Source organism: Sinorhizobium fredii NGR234, assembly GCF_000018545.1.
Classification (GTDB): Bacteria; Pseudomonadota; Alphaproteobacteria; order Rhizobiales; family Rhizobiaceae; genus Sinorhizobium; species Sinorhizobium fredii_A.
Window position 1 is genome coordinate 1465282 of record NC_012587.1, and the last position, 21480, is coordinate 1486761.

Below are 21480 nucleotides of genomic sequence, written 5' to 3' on the forward strand. Positions count from 1 at the left end.
CAAGCGAAACGAAGAGAAGTCCGTGAGGTTCCGCTTACGGGTTGCCTTGCTCCTTCTTTGCCGGCGCTCGCCGCTCGAGGAGTTGCTGGAAGATGTCCGCCTGTCGCTCCGTTGCGGCACGGATGGCAACCAGGTGATCGAGCATCCCGCCGAAGGCAACCAGGACCAGCCCGCCGGCAATTGTCGCGATCGCCCAGGGAAGAACGGCAAGCAGGGTCCTGACATCGGGCGAGGGCATCAGCATTGTCGCCAGCACGACGAGCGTGCCGATGACGATAGCGCCTCCGAGAAATTCGAGAAACTTTCCCATCCTTGGCTCCCCTACTGCATGTCTCGTTGGATCGACGTCGACTTAAGGACAAAGACATGCCGCAATTCAAAGCGCTCCAGCGACCTTTGCGCGCCTGTAAGGCCCGCGGCGCTGTAGGTCGTTGCCCAGCCCGACTCGCTGCACCCGCATCCGCTGCATGATTCCTCAATTGCGCTACAATTCAAAGTGCTGCGGCGCTCGGGTTCCGCGTCCGCCCGGAAGTGCTGGCTGTCGAGGAGCTTTGGCTGCGCAGACCACTGCCCGGCCATGCGCCAGAAAAAAACCCGGCAGGGCCGGGGTTCAAGATCGGGAAGCAATAGGAGACTCAGAATTTGACGCCGACGCCCACTGTGAACTGATGCTGGTCGAGATCGACATCGACGCCGCCGACGTCCTTGTCGCCGAAATCATTGTAGCGATACTCGGCGCGGCCGAACATGCTGTTGGTGAAGGCGTAGTCGATGCCGCCGCCGATCGTCCAGCCGTTGAAGGTCTCCTTCTCCTTCGGCGCCCCGGCCACGTCGACGAATCCGCGCGTCACCGCCCAGCCGCCGGTGCCATAAAGAAGAGCCTTCTCGTTGAGCGTATAACCGACCCGCCCGCGAACCGATCCGGAGACATCGGTGCCGACCTCCGTGCTCGCACCGAAGACCGTGAAGCTCTTGTCGTTCCAGTTGTAGCTGACGTCTCCCTCGACCCCGACGACCCAGTCGCCCATCTGATAATTGTAGCCGGCGAAGGCACCGAAAAGTCCGCCGCTGAAATCTTCCGAGGCGCTGGCGCCGGGAACGCTGAGATCGCTGTTCAGCCATCCGCCACCGCCCTGCAGGCCGACATAGCCGCCGGTCCAAACGAAGGTGGGCGTCGTCTCGAGGATGGCCGGGGCCGGTTCCGGAGCTTCGGTGATGTCTGCCGCGTAGGTTGGGCCGGCGGCCAGGGAGGCGCCGAACATTGCAACAAGCACGTTTCTGATCATCACAGATGCCTCCTGTTGTCCGACCATCAGAGTAGCAACTAATCGGGAACAAGTCTGCGAAAAATGGCGCTTTTCGGACTCACTTGCGCGTGCGGCGAAAAAAACAGGCCGGCGGATTTCGTCCAGCCGGCCCGCCCGAAAAGTCGCGGAAAAGGGGAACGTCTCTCGCGGGGCTTGGAGGCCACGAGAAGAGACCGATTGCTTCCCGATAATGCCCGAACGCGGTTTTCCGCGTTGACAGACCGCGCATGAAATTTGACATTATGCGCATGTCAGCGAAAACCGAAAAGAGCGCTCCGATTGAAGTGGTCGTGGTGGTTCTGCCCGAATCCTCCATCATGTCGCTCGCCTCCGTGCTCGATCCGATGCGTGCCGCGAACCGCGTCGCCGGCCGGCCGGTGTTTCGCTGGCGCCTTCTCTCCGGCGACGGCGAGGCGGTGAAGTTGACCTGCGACATTCCGATCCCGGTCGACGGCCGGTTTTCGCCGCCGCTTGACGGTGATCTTCTCCTCGTTATCGGCGGCTTCAATCTTTACCGGCACGCCGGCAAACGATTTCTCGCCGCCCTGCAGGAATGCGCCCGCCATTTCGACATCGTCGCCGGCATCGAGTCGGGCTGCTGGCTGCTTGGCCGGTCCGGATTGCTGAATGGCCGCAAGGCGACGGCCCATTGGGAGGAACTCGAGGACTTCAGTCAGACGTTTCCCGGGCTGACGGTGATCGGCGATCGCTTCGTGACGGACGGCAAATACTGGACCTCGGGCGGCGCTTCGCCAACCTTCGACATGATGCTGCATCTGATTGCCGAGCGGCTGGGGCCGGCCTTGGCGCTCGACGTCGCGAGCATCTTCGTCTACGACCAGATGCACAGCCCGACCGATGTTCAGCCTTTCGTTTCGCTCGGGCGTATCGAGGCGCGCGATCCCGAGCTTGCCGGAGCCATAAGGCTGATGGAGCGCACCCTGGAGCGGCCGATGACGGTCGCGGCACTGGCGCGGCGGCTCGCCATCTCGCAGCGCAAGCTCGAATTGCTCTTCGCAAGAGCCCTGTCGATCAGCCCGGGCGCGTACTATCTGCGACTGAGATTGCAGGTCGCCCATCGGCTTGTGCGCGATTCCGGCATCCCGATGCGCGATATCGCACTGCGCTGCGGCTTCGACAGCCTGTCGGCCTTCTCACGGGCCTATCGACGTGAATATGGGGCGAGTCCATTGAAGATGCGCGGCGCCAACCGCGCTGCGAGCAGTCGAGCAGAGAGCAGCTCCTTATCGCCAGCGTGACGTGATTCACTTTCGGGCGTGTGGCCCTGCAGAACCGGCCAGCGCGCAGGCCTCTTCGAATTCCTTGACGGTTTCCGGCGCGTTGTCCTCCGGCAGCACCGCGTCGGCGACCTCTTCCGCCGCCGCCTCATCCTCGTAGACGTAGGACTGGATGTAGTAGGCGATGTTACCCTTCCACACCTTGCGACCGTCGATCTGCTGGCAGGCGATGGCGGTCTCGAAATCCGTCTGAAGGTCATCGACGCTGGCCGTGGCCGAAGCGCCACCGGAAGGTGCCACGAGCGAGGCAATCAGCAAGGCGGTGAACATGGCGGCAGGCCTCCCGATGGGTCGACAAGGAAACTGCCGGTCCGTTTCCTTGGTCTCACTTGATAGAGGGCGAATCTGCTCCGAACGAAAGGGGTATTCTCGCAATATTGATTTTTGTTGGTTCGCCGATGTGTTTAAGCCACAGTCTTGCCCCACCGCGCCGCGGCGTGCGCGACCAGAAGGGCAGAGCCCTCCGCTGAACTCAGCGAAGGGCCCTGGGTTCTTACCGGACGACCTGAACGACTGTGTAGGTCTTCGGATCGACGATAACACGCTGCTGATTGACGACCGCATACGCATAGGCCGGATTCTCCGGAATAGGCGTCAGGACAACCGTGCGCGGCAACGGTCGGCCGACGGCGATCTGCTCCTTGATCATGACGGTGTCGGCCGGCATCGGCTGCTGCTGCACATAGGTCGTAACCTGTTGCGGCGGCGGTGCGATCACCGCACCGGCAACCAGCCCAACGGCGCCACCGATGGCAGCACCGACCGGGCCGCCCACAATGGCGCCAGTAACAGCGCCACCCGCGGCACCCGTTACCGCGCCTTGATTGCTGTCATTCGCAATGGCGGGTGCGGCAAAGATGCCGGTCGCGATCGCTGTGGCAATGATGATCTTGACATTCATCTGTCGTACTCCCTTGCTATACGTAGGGTACAACGCCACGAAATTTGATTTGTTCCTAAATTCGACTTTCACGTTTCATGCTATGTCTGATGATAACGTAATGTTTCATCAATGAAATCTTGTGAATACTGATTGAGGCCCGTGACATCCGTACGTTACACTCAGCGGCTGTACCGCGCCCATTCGTGTGCCAGTGGCCGCCGAGTTTCGGCGAGGCTATCGCGGGGATATCGGCTTTCGCGCGAGTTCAATTGCTGAGGGTTCGGTTTCGGCCCATTCGGCGACCGCGATCGCGGAGCCGAGTATGAGGACTGGCAGAGCGAGCGCGCCGAAGAACTTGAGCATCGGAAGCCACCGCGTGCGCTTGCCTTTCGGATCGTGAACCATCTTCTTTCCGCCATATCGCATCTGAAGAACGGAGGAGATGGAAGCAGAAAACCTTCGACCGGTCAGTCTCTTTGGGAACACGCTCTTCGGCGTTCCCGCCAATGCTTCGGTTCCGGCGCAAGCTTCTGACCTTGCGGTGCGCGGCTGCTGGGCAAGCGCCCGTGGCTGGTGGAGGGTCAGTTCGGACTGTTCCATTGCATTGCAGCGCGCGAGCCCTGGCTCAGGGCTCGCGCGCTGGCGATCTGTCATTCAAGAATCAGGCGGCGAACTGGTTCATGGTGTTGTGCTCACCACCCGCCTTGAGGGCGGCCTCGCCGGCGAAATAATCCTTGTGGTCGTCGCCGATGTCGGAGCCGGCCATGTTCTGGTGCTTCACGCAGGCGATGCCCTGGCGGATCTCCTTGCGCTGCACGTTGGCGACGTAGCCGAGCATGCCCTGGTCGCCGAAGTACTCCTTGGCAAGATTGTCGGTGGAAAGCGCGGCGGTGTGGTAGGTCGGCAAGGTGATGAGGTGATGGAAGATGCCGGCCCGTTTCGAGGCGTCGCGCTGGAAGGTGCGGATGCGCTCGTCGGCTTCGCGCGCCAGTTCGCTGCCGTCGTACTCCTCGCTCATCAGCCGCGCCCTGTCGAAGCCGGAGACGTCCTTGCCGTCCTTCTGCCAGGCGTCGAAGATCTGCTGGCGGAAATTCAGCGTCCAGTTGAACGAGGGAGAGTTGTTGTAGACGAGCTTCGCATCCGGGATGACGTCGCGGATCCGGTCCATCATTCCGGCGATCTGCTCGACATGCGGCTTCTCCGTCTCGATCCACAGAAGGTCGGCGCCGTTCCTGATTGCGTTGATGCAATCCAGGACACAGCGATCAGCACCCGTGCCTTCGCGGAACTGGTAGAGATTTGACCTCAGCCGCTTCGGACGCAGGACCCTCGACCCTCTGGTGATCAGGACGTCTCCATTGGACGGCTTTTGATCCGTGACGTCCTCGCAATCCAGGAACGAGTTGTATTGATCGCCGATGTCACCTTCGCTGGCGCTGAAGGCGATCTGCTTGGTGAGGCCCGCACCGAGCGAGTCGGTTCGCGCGACGATGATGCCGTCGTCGACGCCGAGTTCGAGAAACGCGTAGCGGCATGCCCGGATCTTGGCGACGAACTCCTCGTGAGGAACGGTCACCTTGCCGTCCTGGTGGCCGCATTGCTTCTCGTCGGAAACCTGGTTCTCGATCTGCAGCGCGCAGGCGCCGGCTTCGATCATCTTCTTGGCGAGCAAATACGTCGCTTCGGCATTGCCGAAGCCGGCATCTATATCGGCGATGATCGGGATGACGTGCGTCTGGTGGTTGTTGACCGCCTGGGTAAGCTGCTGTTCGCGCGCCCTGTCACCGGCCGATCGGGCCTTGTCGATCTCCCGGAACAATGTGCCGAGCTCGCGCGCATCGGCCTGGCGAAGGAAGGTGTAAAGCTCCTCGACCAGCGCCGGAACGCTGGTCTTCTCATGCATGGACTGGTCCGGAAGCGGACCGAACTCGGAGCGAAGCGCTGCAACCATCCAACCGGAAAGGTAAAGGTACCGCCGTTCCGTCGAGCCGAAGTGCTTCTTCAGGGAGATGACCTTCTGCTGTGCGATGAAGCCGTGCCAGCAACCGAGCGACTGGGTGTACTTGCCCGGATCCTTATCGTAGGCGGCCATGTCCCGGCGCATGATGGAAGCCGTGTAGCGCGCGATGTCCAGTCCGGTCCTGAAGCGGTTCTGCAGACGCATGCGGGCAACCGATTCAGCGGTTATGCCGCTCCAGTTGCCGTTGCCCTTGATCAGGCGGGATGCTTCATCGAGATAAGCTTCATAGGACATGATTTCCTCCGGGAATGAATGTTGCGTATGCGAAGGCATAGGCGCTCTTCCTCGGGAGCAGAAGCGGCTGCAGTGTCGAGTTGTCAAACTTTACAAGCCAATTTTGTAATGTTGTAATGAGGTATGGAAAAGCTCGGAATATATCTCGGCCCACGCCTAAGGCGCTTGAGGAAAGATCTCGGTCTCACACAGGCCCACATGGCGGCCGACCTCGATGTTTCGCCGTCCTACATCGCCTTGATGGAGCGCAACCAGAGACCTGTGACCGCGGAGGTGCTGCTGCGGCTTGCCAAGGCGTACAAGATCGACCTCTCGTCCTTGGCGGAGGAAAGCGGTTCCGACCTGATTGCCCGTCTCCAGGCGGCGATGAAGGATCCGATCTTTGCGGAGATAGACGTATCACCCCTGGAACTGGCCGACGTGCTGAGCAGCTTTCCCGGCTTCACGGAAGCCATGCTTCGCCTGTACACGGCTTACAAGGAGGAGCAATTCGCACTGGCTGATCAACGCCAGGGTTCCGCCGATTGGGGCGTGGACGGCGCCAGCGATCCCGTGGCGGCTGTGCGCGGCTTCCTCGCAGCCAGGCGAAATTGTTTTCCGGGCCTCGATGTCGCAGCGGAGAAGCTGTCGGCCGCGATCGCGGAGGCAGGCGGGCTACCCGGTTATTTCAGGCAGCGTCACAATCTCCATGTTCGGCGCCTGCCGGGAGAGGTCATGACGGGATCCGTCCGCCGGCTCGACCGGCACCGGCGTGAGATCCTGCTCGATGACAGTCTGGACGCGGCAAGCCAGAACTTCCAGCTTGCGCAGCAGCTAGCCTATATCGAGTTCGACGGCGACATCCGCAAGGCTGTGAGCGAGGGCAATCTGGTTACGGAAAGCGCGCGGCGGCTTGCCCACCGGGCGATTGCCGCCTATTGCGCCGGGGCGATCGTGATGCCGTACACGGCGTTTGCCAAGGCTGTTGAAGCGCGACGCTACGACGTCGAGGCCATCGCGCGCCAGTTCGGGACGAGTTTCGAACAGACTGCCCACCGCCTGACGACGCTGCAGAAACCCGGACAGGAGCGGGTTCCGTTCTTCTTCATCCGGGTCGACGCAGCGGGCAATGTATCGAAGCGCCTGGACAGCGCCAATTTCCCGTTCGCCCGGCACGGCGGCGGCTGTCCGCTCTGGACCCTGCATCAGGTCTTCACCACGCCCAGAGCGGTTGTCACACAGTGGCTCGAACTGCCGGATGGGCAGCGGTTCTTCTCGATCGCCCGGACCGTGAGTTCCGGCGGGGGAGCGTTCGGCGTGCCGCGCGTGACCCGCGCGGTCGCGCTGGTCTGCGAAGCTGGCTACGCCGAGCGCATGGTCTATTACCGGCACGACGTCCAGCCGGTCACCCCGACTCCGATAGGGATCGCCTGTCGTCTCTGTCACCGCACGAATTGCACGTCCCGGTCGGAGCCGCCGATTGGACGCCATATTTCGCCAGATGATTATCGCAGGACCGATACTCCGTTCGGTTTCTCCGATTAGAGCGGGATGCGCTCACATACGTTCGCGCCGCCGCCCTAAGCCGTTGTTTTTTCCGCATTTTTGCGACATCAGGTGATTCCACCTGACTGCAAAATGCTCTAGGCAAATTCGAGGCCCATTCGGGCAAGATCATCCCAGAGGCTTTCCGCAAAGCCGCGCAGCACGATGATCTCGAAGGCTTCCGAGTCGACACGGGTAATGTGGGCTGCGATATGGCCGATCAGCGTCACCGCGGACTGCCCGACCGGGAAAACGGACGGATCAAGATCGAGCGCCGTGCCTTTCGAAAGCGCACGGGACGCCATCTTTCCCTCGATCCGGATGCGCACGCGGCCGTGGCTCTGATCCACCCCGGTGGCGCCCGGTTCGAGCGCGGCAAAAAGGCTCTTCATCTCCTGACGCGGCATCGGCTCGTCGCCGACAATGAACCACTGGCCGGGTGAAACCGGGCGCACGGCGTACTGGCCCGTTTTGGCAAGGCTGCCGAGGCAGGGCACCATATCCTCTTCTCGCGGTCGGGCGAGCACATGAATGATTGTCCCTTCCGGCAGAGGGGAAAGCCTGAGCGAGGCAGATGAAACCGCCTGCTTGGCAGCAAGCGCCGGGCGAAGGATTGGTCGGAATTCAGACATGGAGCCTCTCATTCTGAGGGTCGAGGAAAACCGGGTTGCACAAGCGCGCGGGGATGGACTCGCCGTGAAGGCCACTCCACACGACGACCTCTTCACCGTGACGGCTGGCACCGTGCTTGACCAGCGCCAGCGCGATGGTCGATCCGACGTGTGGCGAATAGGCGCTGGAGGTCACATAGCCCTCGTCGTTTTCGAGCGTGGCCGCCGCTCCCTTGGCGAGAAGATGCGAGCCGCTTCTGAACGATTGTTTCGGGTCGAGCGGCCTGACGCCCACCAGTTGCGGCCGGTCGGGGGCAGCCAGCCCCTCGCGCTGAAGCATCGCCTTGCCGATGAAATCGGACTTGGTCGCCGAGACCATCTTCCCGAATCCGAGATCGCTCGGCACGACCGTGCCGTTGATCTCGTTGTGTGTCACATGGCCCTTCTCGATGCGCAGGACACTCAGCGTCTCGACCCCGTAGGGCATGATGCCGTCGTCTCTTCCCGCTTCCATCAGCGCATCGGCGACGCTTTCGCCGTAGCCGGCCGGAACAGCAAGCTCGTAGGCGAGTTCGCCCGAGAAGGAAATCCGGAACAGACAACCGTGCAGTGCGCCGCCGAACAGCGAAACCTCCTTCGCCGCGAGGAAGGGGAAGGCTGCGTTGGAGATATCCTCGTCGGCGATCTTCTGCAGGATCGTGCGTGCCTTCGGCCCGGCAACCGCCATCTGCGCCCACTGGTCGGTGATCGAGGCGAGGCGGACGTCCAGGTCCGGCCAGAGTGCCTGTGCGCAGAATTCGAGATGGTTCATGACGCCGGCCGCGTAGGCCGTCGTCGTCGTCATGAAGAAACGGTTTTCCTCGAGACGGCTTGTCGTGCCGTCGTCATAGATCATGCCGTCTTCGCGCAGCATCAGTCCGTAACGCGCCTTGCCGACCGGCAGCTTGAGGAAGGCGTTGCAATAGACCCGATTGAGGAATTCGGCGGCGTCGCGGCCCGAAATCTCGATCTTGCCAAGCATCGAGACGTCGCAGAGGCCGGCATTCTTCCGCACGTTCAGCACTTCCCGGTCGACACTTTCCCGCCAGGTCCGTTCGCCGCTGCGCGCAAACCAGGAGGAACGGTACCAGAGACCGGTTTCCACGAAGACGGCGCCGTGCTTCTTTGCCCAGTCGTGCAGCGGCGACTTGCGGACCGGCTGAAAATGATGGCCGTGGTGCGGGCCCGTCAGCGCGCCGAAGGAGACCGGCGTATAGAAGGGCCGGAAGGTCGTCGTCCCGACTTCGGCGGGCGAGACGCCGCGTGCCTTCGCGATCAACCCGATCGCATTGACGTTCGAAAGCTTGCCCTGGTCGGTGGCCATGCCGTTGGTGGTGTAGCGTTTGGCAAGCTCGACATGGCTGTAGCCTTCGCGCACGGCAAGGCCGATATCCTTGAGATGCACGTCGTTCTGGAAATCGACGAAAGCTTTGCCCTTGACGCCCGGGATTGACCACAGGGGCTTTGAGGAGTCTGCGCCGTCGTCGCCTTCGACCTTCGGAATGGCGACTGGCGGGCAAGTGAAGCCAAGTTCTTCGACGATAGCTGTTGCCTTGACCGCCCCCTCTCCGAGACAGGAGGCGAGATCGGTCGTCGCTGCGGCGGCGCCGGCGAGGTCGATGCCTGCCAAACCCTCGGGAGCAAGGAATGCGGCCATTTCTGCCGACCAATTTGGCTTGCCGCCCCGGTGGCAGGCGAGATGGATGATCGGGCTGAAGCCGCCGGCCATGGCGAGTGCGTCGACGGCGATCCTCTCGGAGCGCCCGTCGCGCCGGACTTCGATCGCCGAGATCGCCTTTCGGCCCTTCGTCCCGCAAACGACTGCCTCGCGCATCAGGCGCGCCTTGCCGCGATACTCCACGCCGGCAGCCGGCCGGCTGTCGACGATGGCAACGACGTCGACACCGGCGGCCTCGAGATCGAGCGCCAGCGCATAGCCACTGTCGTTGGTGGTGAAGATTGCGGTCGCCTTGCCAGGCGCGACGCCATAACGGTTGAGATAGGTTCGCATGGCGCTGGCCATCATCACGCCGGGCCGGTCGTTGCCGCCGAAGACGAGCGGCCGCTCTTCCGCGCCGGTCGCAAGCAGGGCGTGTTTCGCGACGATGCGCCACAGCCGCTCGACCGGCAGGTGGCTGGCGGGTTCTCGGACATGTTTCTGCACGCGCTCGACGGCACCGAAGACATTGCCGTCGTACCAGCCGAAGGCGGTCGTTCTGGTCATCACCCGGACGTTCGGCATCGACTGCAGTTCGGCGCTCGCATCGTGCGCGAAATCGGCGGCCGGCTTGCCGCCGATCGTCGCCGTATCGAAGAGCAGCGAACCGCCGGGAAGCGAGCCTTCGTCGACGAGAATGACCCGTGCGCCCGCCCGCCCGGCGGTCAGCGCCGCGGCAAGGCCGGTCGGTCCCGCGCCGATGACGAGCAGGTCGCAATGCGCCCAGTTCTTCTCATAGGTGTCGGGATCCGCTTCGTAGCTCGCCTTGCCGAGGCCGGCGGCCCTGCGGATGAACGGCTCGTAAAGCTTCTCCCAGAAGGCTGCCGGCCACATGAAGGTCTTGTAGTAAAAACCGGCACCGAGGAAGGGTGACAGGAAGCCGTTCAGCGCGCCGACGTCGAAGTCGAGCGAGGGCCAGCGGTTCTGGCTCTGCGCTTCCAGGCCTTCGTAGAGTTCCTGCACGGTGGCCCGCGTGTTCGGCTCGGTGCGGCCACAGCGGCCGACGGTAACAAGCGCGTTCGGCTCGGCGGCGCCCGCCGTCAGGATGCCGCGCGGCCGGTGATATTTGAAGCTGCGGCCGACCAGCATCTCTCCACTGGCAAGCAGCGCGGAGGCGAGCGTGTCGCCTTCGAACCCCTGCATCGACCGGCCGTCGAAGGTAAAGGAAAGTGGCGAATTGCGATCGACAAGACCGCGCTTCGGCAGACGATAGGACGTCATGGTCGCGCCTCCGATCGAGAGCCGTCGGCCGCATCGCGGCTCGCAGCAACCTCATGTGTCAGGGTGTCCCGAGTGAGAACGAGCCAACGGCGGCAACCGGACGTGTGATGCCAGTACTCCTGATAGGCGCCGCGCGGGTTGTCGCGAAGGTAGACGTAGTCGAACCAATCGGAAGCGTCCGCGTCCGCCGCTGGACGCGTCAGGGCCGCGCCCTTGATGGTGAATTCTTCCTTTGGTCTTTGCCCGCAATGGGGGCAGGGCACGAGGCTTGCCATTTTCGGAATTTCCTTGGTCGCGAAATCAGTGAAGGTTGGGCTGGGCGCCCTGGCCCTTTTCGTCGATGAGATAGCCGCGCTGGAACCGGTCGAGGCGGAAGACGGCGGCGGTCTCCTGTGGCGCGCCGCGGGCGATCAGATGCGCGAAGCAGTAACCGGAGGCGGGCGTCGCCTTGAAGCCACCGTAACACCAGCCGGCGTTCAGGTAGAGATTGTCGATATGGGTGCGGTCGATGATCGGCGAACCGTCCATGCTCATGTCCATGATGCCGCCCCAGGAGCGCAGCACGCGGACGCGCGACAGTGCCGGGATCATCGCCTTGCCGGCTTCGGCCACATGCTCGACCGTCGCGAGGTTGCCGCGCTGGGCATAGGAATTGTAGCCGTCGATGTCTCCGCCGAAGACGAGACCGCCCTTGTCCGACTGCGAGACGTAGAAATGCCCCGCGCCGAAAGTGACGACGCCGTCGATGAAGGGCTTCAGCCCCTCCGACACGAAGGCCTGCAACACATGGCTTTCGATCGGCAGGCGGATGTCCGCCATCTCGGCGACCCGCGAGGAGTTGCCGGCGGCGGCGAGTGCCAGCTTGCCGCAGCCAATGAAGCCCCGGCTGGTCTCGACGCCGGTAACGCGTCCGTTCTCCCGCCGGATCCCGGTCACTTCGCAGTTCTGGATGATGTCGACGCCGCGGCTGTCGGCGCCGCGCGCATAACCCCAGGCCACCGCATCGTGGCGCACCGTGCCGCCGCGGCGCTGCAGCAAGCCGCCTCGGATCGGGAAGCGCGCATTGTCGAAATCGAGAAAAGGCAGCATCTTGCGCACGGCGGCCCGATCGAGGAGTTCGGCGTCCACCCCGTGCAACCGCATCGCATTGCCGCGTCGCGTGTAGGCATCGCGCTGGGCGTCGGAATGAAAGAGGTTGAGAACGCCGCGCTGCGAGACCATGGCGTTGAAGTTGAAATCCTGTTCCAGCCCCTCCCAGAGCTTCATCGAGAGTTCATAAAACGGATTGTTGCCGGGGAGCAGGTAGTTGGAGCGGATGATCGTCGTGTTGCGGCCGACATTGCCCGAACCGACATAATTCTTTTCCAGCACCGCCACATTGGTGATGCCGAATTCCTTTGCGAGATAGTAGGCCGTCGCAAGGCCATGACCACCGCCGCCGACGATGATCACGTCGTAATGCGGCTTCGGCTCAGGCTGGCGCCAGGCCGGCATCCAGTTCCTGTTACCTCGCAGGCCATTGAGAAGGATCGAAAGGGCCGAGTAGCGCATGGATGCTGCTCCAACAGAAAATCCGCGAGGGAAGTTAGCATCTCAACCGCCCGGCCCATTGCAAATATAGGACCAATTGATATAAGAATGGGCCATGGCGTCTTCCGACAGAAAGAACATTCAGAAAGTCGGCTTTCTGCTGGTTCGAAACTTCGCGCTGATGAGCTACGCCTCGGCGACGGAGCCACTGCGGGCGGCCAATCTTCTCGCCGGCCGACCCCTCTACCAAGTCGTTCCCCTCGCGCAGGGGGAAGGGATCGTCACTTCATCCTCCGGCGTGTCGATTAGCTGTGGGGATCTGGAGGCCGAGGGAGAGACCTGCCATACCGTCTTCGTCTGCGCCGGCGGTGAGCCAACCGACTGGGCGGACACGCCCGCATCGCACACGACGCTCAGAAGGCTATCGCGCCTTGGTGTCCGGATCGGCGGCATATCGAGCGGCGCCTTCGTGCTGGCCGCCGCGGGGCTGCTCGACAACCGCGACTTCACAATTCACTGGGAGCACGCGCCGGTACTGCAGGAGGCCTTCCCGCGCCTTACCCCCCGACAGGCGCGCTTCGTGCTCGATGGCGGAGTTGCCACCTGTGGCGGCGGGGTGGCGCCCCTCGACATGATGCATGCGATGATCGCAGAACGGCTCGGCACCGATTTCGCCCGTCGCGTCAGCGACTGGTATCTGCACGCGGCCGTCGCCGAGCCGGCGGCGCCGCAGCGCGGTTCGGTGGCAGAGCGGTTCGGAACCAATCATCCTGCCCTGCTTGCCGTACTCGAGAAGATGGAAACGGCGATCGAGCGGCCACTCGACCGGGCCGCAATGGCACGTCTGGCCGGGGTCAGCCCGCGGCATCTCGATCGGCTCTTCAAAGAGCATCGCCGCGCCGGCTTTCTCGACACCTATCGCGAAATTCGGCTGCGTCACGCCCGCCGGCTTCTGCAGCAGAGTCCGCTCTCCATTCCGGAGATCGCCTATGCCACCGGATTTTCCAGCCCGGCGCATTTCTCGAACGCGTTCAAGCGCTTGTTCTCGGAGACGCCGGGAAGCCTGCGTCGCCATAGCCGAGCCTAAGGTCTGGCAAAAGCTGCACCGATCTTCCGGTCGCCGCGAGTCCTCGCGTCTGTACGCCGTTGAAGATCGAGCGCGGTGAATAACGTTTCGAGAGGCGCAGGCGCTCCCGAGCGCCGACTTCCGACCGCCGCCTGTCGCCGAGCGGTGGAACCCTCCTTGATCACCATCTTGACGACATCCGACGTCCGCGCCGGACGGGACGGATGTCTTTGTTGGCGAGAGAAGCACGGCCGGCCATTCGCAAGGGTTTTCGCGAGTGTGAATATTGCCTAACAAGAAAAAAATATTCTCCACAGTTGATTGCAGTCGCGGCGCATGGTACCGGTACTGCATGCAAACGGAGGGACTGCGCGATGTGCGGCATTGTTGGTTTGTTTCTGAAGGACAGCAGGCTTGAGCCACAGCTTGGTCAGCTGCTTTCGGACATGCTGATCACCATGACGGACCGAGGCCCAGACTCGGCCGGGATCGCCATCTACGGTTCGGCTGCCGAGGGGAGGGCGAAGGTAACCATCCAGTCCGCGAAACCTGGTATCGATTTCGCAGACCTTGAGCAGGATCTTGCCGAGGCGGGTCTGCCGGCACGAGTCGTTCTCAAGAGCACCCATGCGGTCATCGCGATTGCGGCGTCCAGGCTCGCGGACGTTCGTTCGGTGCTTGCTGCCATTCGCCCGGATGTCCGTATCATGGGTTCCGGCGACAGCGTCGAGATCTACAAGGAAGTGGGCCTGCCGAAGGACGTCGTCGCCCGCTTCGACGTTCGCGCCATGGGCGGATCGCATGGTATCGGGCACACCCGCATGGCAACGGAGTCGGCGGTCACGACGCTCGGCGCGCACCCGTTCTCGACCGGCTCGGATCAGTGCCTTGTGCACAACGGTTCGCTGTCGAACCACAACAATCTGCGCCGCGAACTGATCCGCGAGGGAATGACCTTCGAGACGCAGAACGACTCGGAAGTCGCCGCCGCCTACCTGACGGCGGAAATGGCCAAGGGCAAGGATCTCGGCCAGGCGCTGACCAGCGCGCTCGACGATCTCGACGGCTTCTTCACCTTCGTCGTCGGCACCAAATCCGGGTTCGGCGTCGTGCGTGATCCGATCGCCTGCAAGCCGGCGGTAATGGCCGAGACGGACCGGTATGTCGCCTTCGGTTCCGAATACCGGGCGCTCGTCAACCTGCCGGGCATCGACAGCGCGAGCGTCTGGGAGCCGGAGCCTGCCACCGTTTATTTCTGGGATCACCAGAAAGCCGCCTGACGGGTCTCTCCCGCGCCTTTTCCAAGGATTGTTCAAGTATGCCTGTCATTGATCTCGCCACCACACCGCTGCGTGACCTCAATAAGGCCCTCCATAGCATTCAGCAGGGCTCGAACGACGTCACCTACGAAATCGCCAATCCCCGCGGCAGCCATGCAGTCGCCGTCGGCATCGCCGGCCCCGTCACCGTCGAAGTGAACGGTTCGGTCGGCTACTACTGCGCCGGCATGAATGACGGCGGAACCGTTACCGTTCATGGCTCGGCGGGCCCAGGCGTCGCGGAAAACATGATGTCCGGCACGGTCGTCATTGAAGGCGATGCCTCGCAATATGCCGGTGCGACCGGACGCGGCGGCCTGCTGGTGATCAAGGGCAACGCGGCATCGCGCTGCGGCATCTCGATGAAGGGCATCGACATCGTCGTTCATGGCAATATCGGTCATATGTCAGCCTTTATGGGCCAGTCCGGCCACCTCGTCGTGCTCGGTGACGCCGGCGATGCGCTGGGTGACAGCCTTTATGAGGCCAAGCTTTTCGTGCGCGGCGCCGTCAAGAGCCTCGGCGCCGATTGCATCGAGAAGGAGATGCGCCCGGAGCATCTGCAAAAGCTCGCCGAGCTCTTTGAAAAGGCCGGCGTCAACGATGTCCGGCCGGAAGAGTTCAAGCGCTACGGCTCGGCCCGCAAGCTCTACAACTTCAACATCGACAACGCCGACGCGTACTGAGGCGAGGGACCGTCATGAGCTATCACAACCCCTATACCCCGCCGCGCAAGTCCGCGACCTTCGACGACCATACGCTGGCGGAAATCCGCCGTGCCGCTGCGACCGGCATCTATGATATTCGCGGCGCCGGCACCAAGCGCAAGGTGCCGCATTTCGACGATCTTCTCTTCCTCGGCGCTTCGATCTCCCGCTACCCGCTCGAGGGCTATCGCGAGAAATGCGACACTTCGGTCGTTCTCGGCACGCGCCACGCCAGGAAACCGATCCATCTGAAGATCCCGATCACCATCGCCGGCATGAGCTTCGGGGCACTGTCCGGCCCCGCCAAGGAAGCGCTCGGACGCGGCGCGTCAATCTCCGGTACGTCGACGACCACCGGCGACGGCGGCATGACGGACGAGGAGCGCGGCCATTCCCAGACGCTGGTCTATCAATACCTGCCGTCGCGCTACGGGATGAACCCCAAGGATCTGCGCCGGGCGGACGCCATCGAGGTCGTGGTCGGGCAGGGCGCAAAGCCGGGTGGCGGCGGCATGCTGCTCGGCCAGAAGATCTCCGACCGCGTCGCCAACATGCGCAACCTGCCGAAGGGCATCGACCAGCGTTCGGCCTGCCGTCATCCCGACTGGACCGGACCGGATGATCTGGAAATCAAGATCCTCGAACTTCGCGAGATCACCGACTGGGAAAAGCCGATCTACGTCAAGGTCGGCGGTGCGCGGCCCTATTACGACACGGCCCTTGCGGTGAAGGCCGGTGCCGACGTCGTCGTGCTCGACGGCATGCAGGGCGGCACCGCGGCGACGCAGGACGTCTTCATTGAGAATGTCGGCATGCCGACGCTTGCCTGCATCCGGCCGGCCGTTCAGGCGCTGCAGGATCTCGGCATGCACCGCAAGGTACAACTCATCGTTTCCGGCGGCATTCGCTCCGGGGCGGACGTCGCCAAGGCGCTGGCGCTCGGGGCCGATGCGGTGGCCATCGGTACGGCGGCGCTGGTCGCCATCGGCGACAACGACCCTCACTGGGAAGAGGAATACCAGAAGCTCGGCACGACGGCCGGCGCCTATGACGACTGGCACGAAGGCGAGGACCCGGCCGGCATCACGACGCAGGACCCCGAACTGATGCAGCGCCTCGACCCGATCGCCGCCGGCCGCAGGCTCGCCAACTACTTGAAGGTGATGACGCTGGAAGCCCAGACGATCGCGCGGGCCTGCGGCAAGAACCACCTGCACAACCTCGAGCCGGAGGATCTTTGCGCCCTGACGATGGAAGCCGCGGCCATGGCGCAGGTGCCGCTCGCGGGAACGAACTGGTACCCCGGCAAGGGCGGCTTCTGAAAGGCAGGAATGACGGGCCGCATTTGGGAGGGTGCGGCCTGTTTCGGAATTTAAGTGTCTGAATCCAAAAAAGGGGAACGACGTGACACTGGATCTCTCCACATTCGCCGCCGAAAAGGGCGTCAAGTATTTCATGATCAGCTATACCGACCTCTTCGGCGGGCAACGCGCCAAGCTGGTCCCCGCTGAAGCGATCGCCGACATGCAGAGGGACGGGGCGGGCTTCGCGGGCTTTGCCACCTGGCTCGACCTTACACCTGCCCATCCGGATCTCTTCGCCGTCCCGGATGCTGCCTCGGTCATTCAGCTTCCCTGGAAGAAGGACGTCGCCTGGGTCGCGGCCGATTGCTTCATGGAGGAAAAGCCGGTCGAACAGGCGCCGCGCATCGTTCTTAAGAAGCTGATCGCCGAAGCCGCCCGGGAAGGGCTCCGGATCAAGACCGGTGTCGAGCCGGAATTCTTCCTGATCTCGCCGGACGGTTCGAAGATCTCCGACACGTTCGATACGGCGGAAAAGCCCTGCTACGATCAGCAGGCCGTCATGCGCCGCTACGACGTGATCGCCGAGATTTGCGACTATATGCTCGAACTCGGCTGGAAGCCGTACCAGAACGACCACGAGGATGCGAACGGCCAGTTCGAGATGAACTGGGAATATGACGACGCGCTCAAGACGGCCGACAAGCACTCCTTCTTCAAGTTCATGGTGAAATCCGTCGCCGAGAAGCACGGTCTCAGGGCGACCTTCATGCCGAAACCGTTCAAGGGCCTGACAGGCAACGGCTGCCATTGCCATATCTCGGTCTGGGATCTCGAGGGCGAGGTCAACGCTTTTGCCGACAAGAGGGCCGAGTTCGGCCTCTCGGCGCAGGGGCGGCACTTCCTCGGCGGCATCATGAGACATGCCAGCGCACTTGCTGCCGTCACCAATCCAACGGTCAATTCCTATAAGCGGATCAACGCGCCGCGCACCCTTTCGGGCGCGACCTGGGCACCGAACTCGGTGACCTGGACCGGCAACAACCGCACCCACATGGTGCGCGTCCCCGGCCCCGGCCGCTTCGAGCTGCGCCTGCCGGACGGCGCCGTCAATCCTTACCTGCTGCAAGCGATCGTCATCGCGGCGGGGCTCTCGGGCATCCGTTCCAAGGCGGATCCCGGCCACCACTACGACATCGACATGTACAAGGACGGCCATAAGGTGACCGATGCGCCGAAGCTGCCGCTCAACCTGCTCGATGCACTCAGAGAATACAGCAGGGACGAGGAACTGCAGGAAGCCCTGGGAAGGGAGTTCTCGGCCGCCTACCTCAAACTCAAGCAAGGCGAGTGGAGCACCTATTGCTCGCAGTTCACCGACTGGGAGCACCAAACCACACTCGACGTCTAAGGATCTAACCCAACCGTGCTGCCGCCTTACGTCGTGTCTCGGCACGGCGATTCCTCAGGTCGATAGAGAGATCACCGCATGACGACCTACGTCCTGACCGTTGCCTGCAAGTCCACCCGCGGCATCGTCGCCGCGATTTCGGGATTTCTGGCGGAAATGGGCTGCAACATCACCGACAGCTCGCAGTTCGACGACCTCGGCACCGGCAGGTTTTTCATGCGCGTCGGCTTCATCTCGGAAAAGGGAGCGACGCGCCAGGACCTTGCTTCGGGATTGAAGCCGATTGCCGAAAAGTTCGAGATGGAGACGACCCTTCACGACCAGGCGGAACGCATGAAGGTGCTGCTGATGGTCTCCCGCTTCGGCCACTGCCTGAACGACCTCCTCTACCGCTGGCGCATCGGCGCGCTGCCCATCGACATCATCGGGGTCGTTTCGAACCACTTCGAGTACCAGAAGGTCGTCGTCAACCATGACATACCGTTCCACCACATTCCGGTGACGAAGGAAAACAAACCGCAGGCCGAAGCCAGGATCATGGAGCTGGCGGAAAGCACCGGCACGGAACTGATCGTGCTCGCACGCTACATGCAGGTTCTATCGGACCGGATGTGCGAGACGATGTCCGGCAAGATCATCAATATTCACCACTCCTTCCTGCCGAGCTTCAAGGGCGCCAATCCGTACAAGCAGGCCTATCAGCGCGGCGTGAAGCTGATCGGTGCCACGGCGCATTACGTGACGGCCGATCTCGACGAAGGTCCGATCATCGAGCAGGATACGGTTCGGATCACCCATGCCCAGAGCCCGGAAGACTATGTCTCGCTTGGCCGGGATGTCGAAGCGCAGGTGCTTGCGCGGGCCATTCACGCCCATATCCACCGCCGGGTCTTCCTCAACGGAGCGCGCACGATCGTGTTTCCACCAAGTCCCGGCTCCTATGCCTCGGAAAGAATGGGCTGATGGTCGAAGCCGGCGCCTTTGGGCTTTCCTGAACGGTGGCACCGGCCGCCGGGATATGTCCTGTTGTTGCAATAGGACATGTTTTCCGTACGCCCAGCAATCTCGCTGTTCCGATGCTGCAGGCACCACAAGAGATGCGCCGAACGAGCCGGCCATGGAAGGGGTCGGAACGATTGTGGAAGGATGCAAAGAAATTTACCATCGGTAAAACAATGGTGGTGACTCGGCATGGCCAAGGAAGAGACGAAAAAGCGCGGCAACTCGAGGAAGACCGGCAAGGCGATGGCGGCCGTGGCGGGCGCTCCCAAGACGGCGGCAGGGTTGGCGCGCGTTGCGCCGCTGACCCAGGATCCGCATGCCATCCGCGACACCCGGGAGAAAGTGCTGGAGGTAGCGATTGGCCACGAGGTGCGTGCCTTTCGCAAGAAACTCGGCATCACCGTGTCCGACGTTGCCGCCGCGACCGATATTTCGGTCGGCATGCTGTCGAAGATCGAAAACGGCAACACATCGCCGTCGCTGACAACCCTGCAGACCTTGGCTCGTGCGCTCGGAGTACCAATAACCTCCTTCTTCCGCGGCTTTGAGGAAGAGCACAGCGCCGTGTTCGTCAAGGCGGGCGAGGGGGTTGACGTCGAGCGACGCGGCACCCGCGCCGGCCACCAGTACAACCTCCTCGGCCACATCGGATCGAACACCGCTGGAGTTGTCGTCGAGCCTTATCTCATCACCCTCACCGAAGACTCCGATGTGTTTCCGACGTTTCAGCATGGGGGCTTGGAGTTCCTCTACATGCTGGAAGGCGAGGTGGTCTATCGGCATGGGAACAACCTTTACCGCATGACCCCTGGCGACAGCCTTTTCTTCGATGCAGACGCCCCGCATGGCCCGGAAGAATTGACGCGCTTGCCGATCCGGTACCTCTCGATCATCTCCTACCCGAGCGGCCGCGGCGAGGAGTGAAGACAACGAGGCGGAGTATGGCTCATGCCTGTCTGGTTCTCGGCGCACTCGACAATATATTCGGAGAATGTCGGCGACGGGGCTTGCCTTCGCCGCTCACCGCAAAGGCGGAATGTGAGGCTTCGCCTTCAAAGCGCTGATTCCGTTGAATTTTTTGGTGAGCGCGCAGGGATTCGAACCCTGGACCTACTGATTAAAAGTCAGTTGCTCTACCGGCTGAGCTACGCGCTCCCATGCCCGGCTCGTGAAGCCTGGCGGAGTGGGCGGACATATGCACGCGCGCTTTGTGCCGGTCAACCGAAAAATTGCGCGAGATCGGGATTCCAAGCCGGTTCCGGGCCAAGGGGAAGGAGGCCGCTTGTGCCGGTGTTTGCAGGCAGGCAAGGCCCGTCGCCAGCATCGCCGCCCACCGCGGCGTCATACCGGTGCGGCAAAATGATCGCCGAAAGGTGATTGGTGTCGCTGTATACATGGCGATAAGAAAGCCACCAGCCGAGTGCCGGAGTTCTGAAATTGTCGATTGCCGATGTCTCCATCTGGACCGCCGTTCTTGCCGGCGCTCTGTCGTTTCTTTCGCCCTGCGTCCTGCCGCTGGTGCCGCCCTATCTCTGCTACATGGCCGGCGTTTCGGTCGATCAGTTCCGCAGCGGGGATGCAGCGGCGGCCGGCAGCACGCGACGCGCCGTTCTGCCGGCGGCATTGCTTTTCACGCTCGGCTTTGCGACGGTCTTCGTGGCGCTCGGGGCAGGGGCGTCGTCGATCGGGCTTCTGCTCCGGCAGTATATCGATCTGCTGTCGCGAATCGGCGGCATCATCATCATCGTCATGGGGCTGCATTTCCTCGGTGTCTTCAGAATCGGGCTGCTGGCCCGCGAGGCGCGTTTTCATGGCGGCGGCAAGCCGGCGACGCTGTCGGGCGCCTATATCATGGGGCTTGCCTTCGCCTTCGGCTGGACGCCCTGCATCGGCCCGGTGCTCGGCACCATCCTCGGCGTCGCCGCGGCGCGTGAGACCGTTAGCGACGGGGCGATGCTGCTTGCCATCTATTCGCTCGGCCTTGCCGTGCCGTTCTGGATCGCCGCCGGCTTTTCCGGCGCCTTCATGCGCTTCCTGATGCGTTTCCGCCGGCATCTCGGTCTCGTCGAGAAGCTGATGGGCGCGCTTCTCGTTCTCGCAGGCCTTGCCTTCCTCTTCGGGTTCATCAGCTCGGTGGCGATCTGGTTCCAGCAGACCTTCCCGATCCTGTCGCAAATCGGCTAGAGCATTTTGCAGTCAGGTGGAATCACCTGACGTCGCACAAATGCGGCACAAACAAAGGGTTAGGGCGGTGGCGCGAGCGCGTGAGCGCATTCCGCTCTAAGCAAGG

Annotated in this window: 20 protein-coding genes and 1 tRNA gene; 10 read left to right on the forward strand and 11 right to left on the reverse strand. The window is 62.7% G+C overall.

All coding sequences use genetic code 11. The features are described from left to right. Positions 1–34: 34 nt before the first annotated feature. Together NGR_RS18380 and NGR_RS18385 are read right to left on the reverse strand one after the other, a co-directional pair. Positions 35–310, reverse strand: a complete 276-nt coding sequence (locus NGR_RS18380; protein WP_012707971.1) for a hypothetical protein — start codon at positions 308–310, stop codon at positions 35–37. Positions 311–635: 325 nt separating this feature from the next. Further along, the gene (locus NGR_RS18385) at positions 636–1286 is read right to left on the reverse strand and encodes an outer membrane protein (RefSeq protein WP_012707973.1); all 651 of its coding nucleotides are present in this window, start codon (positions 1284–1286) and stop codon (positions 636–638) included. A 263-nt stretch (positions 1287–1549) separates the two neighbouring features. Here NGR_RS18385 and NGR_RS18390 point away from each other — a divergent pair, with 263 nt between their 5' ends. Next, positions 1550–2566 (forward strand): GlxA family transcriptional regulator, encoded by a 1017-nt coding sequence (locus tag NGR_RS18390; protein ID WP_432654032.1) that lies wholly within the window; start codon positions 1550–1552, stop codon positions 2564–2566. Between the two features lie 6 nt (positions 2567–2572). Here the strand turns inward: NGR_RS18390 and NGR_RS18395 are convergent, their stop codons facing one another. The 3 genes from NGR_RS18395 to NGR_RS18405 all read right to left on the reverse strand — a co-directional run bounded on the left by NGR_RS18395 (position 2573) and on the right by NGR_RS18405 (position 5742). Continuing rightward, positions 2573–2875, reverse strand: a complete 303-nt coding sequence (locus tag NGR_RS18395) for a hypothetical protein (RefSeq protein ID WP_164924309.1) — start codon at positions 2873–2875, stop codon at positions 2573–2575. 223 nt (positions 2876–3098) lie between these two features. Next, complete coding sequence (locus tag NGR_RS18400; RefSeq protein ID WP_012707976.1) at positions 3099–3506, reverse strand: DUF1236 domain-containing protein; 408 nt, start codon at positions 3504–3506, stop codon at positions 3099–3101. 643 nt (positions 3507–4149) lie between these two features. Then, entirely contained in the window at positions 4150–5742 is a 1593-nt protein-coding gene (locus tag NGR_RS18405; protein ID WP_164924310.1) for an isocitrate lyase, read from the reverse strand. A gap of 123 nt (positions 5743–5865) precedes the next feature. Between NGR_RS18405 and NGR_RS18410 the strand changes: the two genes are divergently transcribed. Beyond that, a complete protein-coding gene (locus NGR_RS18410) occupies positions 5866–7266 on the forward strand; it encodes a helix-turn-helix domain-containing protein (protein ID WP_012707979.1) in 1401 nt (466 codons plus the stop codon). Positions 7267–7364: 98 nt separating this feature from the next. Here the strand turns inward: NGR_RS18410 and soxG are convergent, their stop codons facing one another. From soxG to NGR_RS18430, 4 genes are read right to left on the reverse strand one after another with little or no spacing between them, the layout of a single operon-like run. Then, the gene (soxG, locus tag NGR_RS18415) at positions 7365–7898 is read right to left on the reverse strand and encodes a sarcosine oxidase subunit gamma family protein (protein ID WP_012707980.1); all 534 of its coding nucleotides are present in this window, start codon (positions 7896–7898) and stop codon (positions 7365–7367) included. Then, on the reverse strand, positions 7891–10854 hold the full coding sequence (locus NGR_RS18420; RefSeq protein ID WP_012707981.1) for a sarcosine oxidase subunit alpha: 2964 nt from the start codon (positions 10852–10854) through the stop codon (positions 7891–7893). The genes soxG and NGR_RS18420 overlap by 8 nt, the downstream gene beginning before the upstream one ends. Beyond that, a complete protein-coding gene (locus NGR_RS18425) occupies positions 10851–11129 on the reverse strand; it encodes a sarcosine oxidase subunit delta (RefSeq protein ID WP_012707982.1) in 279 nt (92 codons plus the stop codon). Before NGR_RS18425 ends, NGR_RS18420 begins: the two co-directional genes overlap by 4 nt. Before the next feature lie 25 nt (positions 11130–11154). Then, positions 11155–12405, reverse strand: coding sequence for a sarcosine oxidase subunit beta family protein (locus tag NGR_RS18430; protein WP_012707983.1), 1251 nt, complete (start codon positions 12403–12405; stop codon positions 11155–11157). Positions 12406–12499: 94 nt separating this feature from the next. Between NGR_RS18430 and NGR_RS18435 the strand changes: the two genes are divergently transcribed. From NGR_RS18435 to NGR_RS18465, 7 genes are all read left to right on the forward strand, one after another. After that, entirely contained in the window at positions 12500–13471 is a 972-nt protein-coding gene (locus NGR_RS18435) for a GlxA family transcriptional regulator (protein WP_012707984.1), read from the forward strand. A 353-nt stretch (positions 13472–13824) separates the two neighbouring features. Further along, on the forward strand, positions 13825–14730 hold the full coding sequence (locus NGR_RS18440) for a class II glutamine amidotransferase (RefSeq protein ID WP_012707985.1): 906 nt from the start codon (positions 13825–13827) through the stop codon (positions 14728–14730). A gap of 38 nt (positions 14731–14768) precedes the next feature. Then, the gene (locus tag NGR_RS18445) at positions 14769–15455 is read left to right on the forward strand and encodes a GXGXG domain-containing protein (RefSeq protein ID WP_012707986.1); all 687 of its coding nucleotides are present in this window, start codon (positions 14769–14771) and stop codon (positions 15453–15455) included. Positions 15456–15469: 14 nt separating this feature from the next. Then, positions 15470–16798 (forward strand): FMN-binding glutamate synthase family protein, encoded by a 1329-nt coding sequence (locus NGR_RS18450; RefSeq protein WP_012707987.1) that lies wholly within the window; start codon positions 15470–15472, stop codon positions 16796–16798. Between the two features lie 82 nt (positions 16799–16880). After that, on the forward strand, positions 16881–18188 hold the full coding sequence (glnT, locus tag NGR_RS18455; RefSeq protein ID WP_012707988.1) for a type III glutamate--ammonia ligase: 1308 nt from the start codon (positions 16881–16883) through the stop codon (positions 18186–18188). A 78-nt stretch (positions 18189–18266) separates the two neighbouring features. Further along, a complete protein-coding gene (purU, locus tag NGR_RS18460) occupies positions 18267–19151 on the forward strand; it encodes a formyltetrahydrofolate deformylase (RefSeq protein WP_012707989.1) in 885 nt (294 codons plus the stop codon). 228 nt (positions 19152–19379) lie between these two features. Continuing rightward, positions 19380–20114 (forward strand): helix-turn-helix domain-containing protein, encoded by a 735-nt coding sequence (locus NGR_RS18465; RefSeq protein WP_012707990.1) that lies wholly within the window; start codon positions 19380–19382, stop codon positions 20112–20114. Positions 20115–20269: 155 nt separating this feature from the next. Here the strand turns inward: NGR_RS18465 and NGR_RS18470 are convergent. Next, positions 20270–20345: transfer RNA gene (locus NGR_RS18470), tRNA-Lys, on the reverse strand. Between the two features lie 62 nt (positions 20346–20407). Continuing rightward, positions 20408–20650, reverse strand: coding sequence for a hypothetical protein (locus NGR_RS18475; protein ID WP_012707991.1), 243 nt, complete (start codon positions 20648–20650; stop codon positions 20408–20410). Here NGR_RS18475 and NGR_RS18480 point away from each other — a divergent pair. After that, positions 20628–21374, forward strand: coding sequence for a cytochrome c biogenesis CcdA family protein (locus tag NGR_RS18480; protein ID WP_012707992.1), 747 nt, complete (start codon positions 20628–20630; stop codon positions 21372–21374). The two genes, NGR_RS18475 and NGR_RS18480, sit on opposite strands and share 23 nt — an antisense overlap. The last annotated feature ends 106 nt before the right edge of the window (positions 21375–21480 follow it).

Excerpts from the sequence above, each read along its gene's own strand:
- NGR_RS18400 (WP_012707976.1), bottom strand. The coding sequence starts at position 3,506 with ATGAATGTCAAGATCATCATTGCCACAGCGATCGCGACCGGCATCTTT.
- NGR_RS18410 (WP_012707979.1), top strand. The coding sequence starts at position 5,866 with ATGGAAAAGCTCGGAATATATCTCGGCCCACGCCTAAGGCGCTTGAGG.
- NGR_RS18420 (WP_012707981.1), bottom strand. The coding sequence starts at position 10,854 with ATGACGTCCTATCGTCTGCCGAAGCGCGGTCTTGTCGATCGCAATTCG.
- NGR_RS18405 (WP_164924310.1), bottom strand. The coding sequence starts at position 5,742 with ATGTCCTATGAAGCTTATCTCGATGAAGCATCCCGCCTGATCAAGGGC.
- NGR_RS18475 (WP_012707991.1), bottom strand. The coding sequence starts at position 20,650 with ATGGAGACATCGGCAATCGACAATTTCAGAACTCCGGCACTCGGCTGG.
- NGR_RS18450 (WP_012707987.1), top strand. The coding sequence starts at position 15,470 with ATGAGCTATCACAACCCCTATACCCCGCCGCGCAAGTCCGCGACCTTC.
- NGR_RS18390 (WP_432654032.1), top strand. The coding sequence starts at position 1,550 with ATGCGCATGTCAGCGAAAACCGAAAAGAGCGCTCCGATTGAAGTGGTC.
- NGR_RS18445 (WP_012707986.1), top strand. The coding sequence starts at position 14,769 with ATGCCTGTCATTGATCTCGCCACCACACCGCTGCGTGACCTCAATAAG.
- NGR_RS18435 (WP_012707984.1), top strand. The coding sequence starts at position 12,500 with ATGGCGTCTTCCGACAGAAAGAACATTCAGAAAGTCGGCTTTCTGCTG.
- NGR_RS18430 (WP_012707983.1), bottom strand. The coding sequence starts at position 12,405 with ATGCGCTACTCGGCCCTTTCGATCCTTCTCAATGGCCTGCGAGGTAAC.
- NGR_RS18380 (WP_012707971.1), bottom strand. The coding sequence starts at position 310 with ATGGGAAAGTTTCTCGAATTTCTCGGAGGCGCTATCGTCATCGGCACG.
- NGR_RS18465 (WP_012707990.1), top strand. The coding sequence starts at position 19,380 with ATGGCCAAGGAAGAGACGAAAAAGCGCGGCAACTCGAGGAAGACCGGC.
- purU (WP_012707989.1), top strand. The coding sequence starts at position 18,267 with ATGACGACCTACGTCCTGACCGTTGCCTGCAAGTCCACCCGCGGCATC.
- NGR_RS18440 (WP_012707985.1), top strand. The coding sequence starts at position 13,825 with ATGTGCGGCATTGTTGGTTTGTTTCTGAAGGACAGCAGGCTTGAGCCA.
- soxG (WP_012707980.1), bottom strand. The coding sequence starts at position 7,898 with ATGTCTGAATTCCGACCAATCCTTCGCCCGGCGCTTGCTGCCAAGCAG.
- NGR_RS18395 (WP_164924309.1), bottom strand. The coding sequence starts at position 2,875 with ATGTTCACCGCCTTGCTGATTGCCTCGCTCGTGGCACCTTCCGGTGGC.
- NGR_RS18385 (WP_012707973.1), bottom strand. The coding sequence starts at position 1,286 with ATGATCAGAAACGTGCTTGTTGCAATGTTCGGCGCCTCCCTGGCCGCC.
- NGR_RS18425 (WP_012707982.1), bottom strand. The coding sequence starts at position 11,129 with ATGGCAAGCCTCGTGCCCTGCCCCCATTGCGGGCAAAGACCAAAGGAA.